This is a genomic window from Mycobacterium zoologicum, assembly GCF_020181635.2.
Taxonomy (GTDB): domain Bacteria; phylum Actinomycetota; class Actinomycetes; order Mycobacteriales; family Mycobacteriaceae; genus Mycobacterium; species Mycobacterium zoologicum.
In genome coordinates this window covers 1-1,556 of record NZ_JAYJJS010000076.1, presented here as the reverse complement: position 1 = coordinate 1,556, position 1,556 = coordinate 1, and the positions used below count along the sequence as shown (strand labels likewise).

Sequence of the window (1,556 nt, the reverse complement as noted above, 5' to 3'; positions counted from 1 at the left end):
CAAAATTCGTGAAGAAAACCGACCCAACTGGGGCCAACTCAGGTGACCACACTCACCGGGTCGTGTTGGACAACGTCCACATTGCGTTTCGCCTGAAGAACACCGACCAAAGTGGGGCCAAGTCAGGTGACCACACTCACCGCATCGTGGCGCAGCACAACGAAGTCGAGACAGGGGATGCGATCGGCGAACACCTCGCCGCCCATGGCTGGCAGACCGACCGGATAACGGCATCAAAGCAATCTGGCTTTCAAGCCAGGCCGGACCACTACGAGGGACTCAGCTCAGGTGATCCAGGCTCCAGTTCCTATTCCGACAGTGGCGTGCGGACACCGAGGACCGGTTGCCGGCGCCGACCGTGGCTCCACCCGCGGTCCCACGGCCATCGGCGATGGTCGTCAGTCCATACGAGTTGAAACGCGCGAATGCGCGTGCCACAGAGCTCGACGGCGAACTTCAGGTGCACGTCCGGGTACTCGACCTCAACCACCTCAAGAAGGAATTCGCTCTGGTAGTCGATGTGCATAGCCGGCTGCAGAAACGTGCCGTCTTCGACAACCTGATGCGCGATCGAGTTCAGCAGGCGGGCTGATGTCTGCGGCTGGAGCCCAGTCACCAACAGCTCAGGCAGGCCGATTTTATGCAGGCCGATCGTGTACGCGAATGGTCGTCGATCGCTCTCGACAAATTGGACCGCCCACCCGTGGTCCTTGACCGTGTCCCGCAGAGTGTCCAGGTACTCATCGATGGTGCCGTTGGGATTGTCGCACTGCCAGCACATGGCCGCACCTTTCTGTAGTGGATACGAGCCACACTGCACCGACCCACCGACAGCCGCTCTGGCGCGCCCGTCGCGGCCGATCCCGTAACGTCAACGCCGGGCCCCGGCTACCAGAACATGCGCGTCTCCTCGAAGGACGTCTTCCTTGACCGCCCCGACCTGTAGGCGGCGGTTACTTGGTCTCGCCGAGCATCCGAGAAAGCTCCTCCGATGACATCCGGTCAAGTTGCGACTGGGTAAGTACGACGCCGTGGCTGTCCTCGATATGGGTGAGGTCGACGAGATGGCCGGATTTGAGGTAGCCCGTTCGGCGGCTGGTCCGCCCGGCCGGACGCCCTGGCTTGCGCTCCCATTCTCGAGCGAACTTGCGTACTGCCGCGGCATCCCATACTGCGCCGCCGCGCAGCTCGGCCAGGGGAGCCGGAAACGCGGCAGTGGAGCGCAGTTGATGCACCCGTTGACGCGCCACGCCCAACTCGTCGGCGATCTCGGCGGCTGACATGAGTTCAGGCATGGTTGGGGCCGCGGCGCGCCGTTGCCACTCGTCCTCTCGGACGATCTCGATGCCGGCGGGCTCGGCGCCGACGACCTCACTGATGCTGTCCACGTACTTGGCGATCACGTCGATCAGATGCAGCTCGGCAGGCGCGTAGACCGTCACGTCGACGACACCACGATCGGGGACACGGGACACCATGGCGTCGAACTGCTCGGACCAGTGGTCCATCGTGTCCACCGCGGGGTCGAGCGCGTAGCTGACGGTGGCAACCCAGTC

Annotated in this window: 2 protein-coding genes; both read right to left on the bottom strand. The window is 63.5% G+C overall.

Annotation, left to right across the window (positions count from 1 at the left end; translation table 11 throughout):
• Positions 1 to 307: 307 nt before the first annotated feature.
• Complete coding sequence (locus K6T84_RS23800; RefSeq protein ID WP_224863816.1) at positions 308 to 781, bottom strand: DUF4262 domain-containing protein; 474 nt, start codon at positions 779 to 781, stop codon at positions 308 to 310.
• Between the two features lie 172 nt (positions 782 to 953).
• Positions 954 to 1,556, bottom strand: a 603-nt coding sequence (locus tag K6T84_RS23795) for a hypothetical protein (protein WP_408066181.1), incomplete at its 5' end; no start/stop codon positions are given.

What these genes read in the sequence shown, in the direction of transcription:
- K6T84_RS23800 (WP_224863816.1), bottom strand. Translation starts at nt 781, where the DNA reads ATGTGCTGGCAGTGCGACAATCCCAACGGCACCATCGATGAGTACCTG.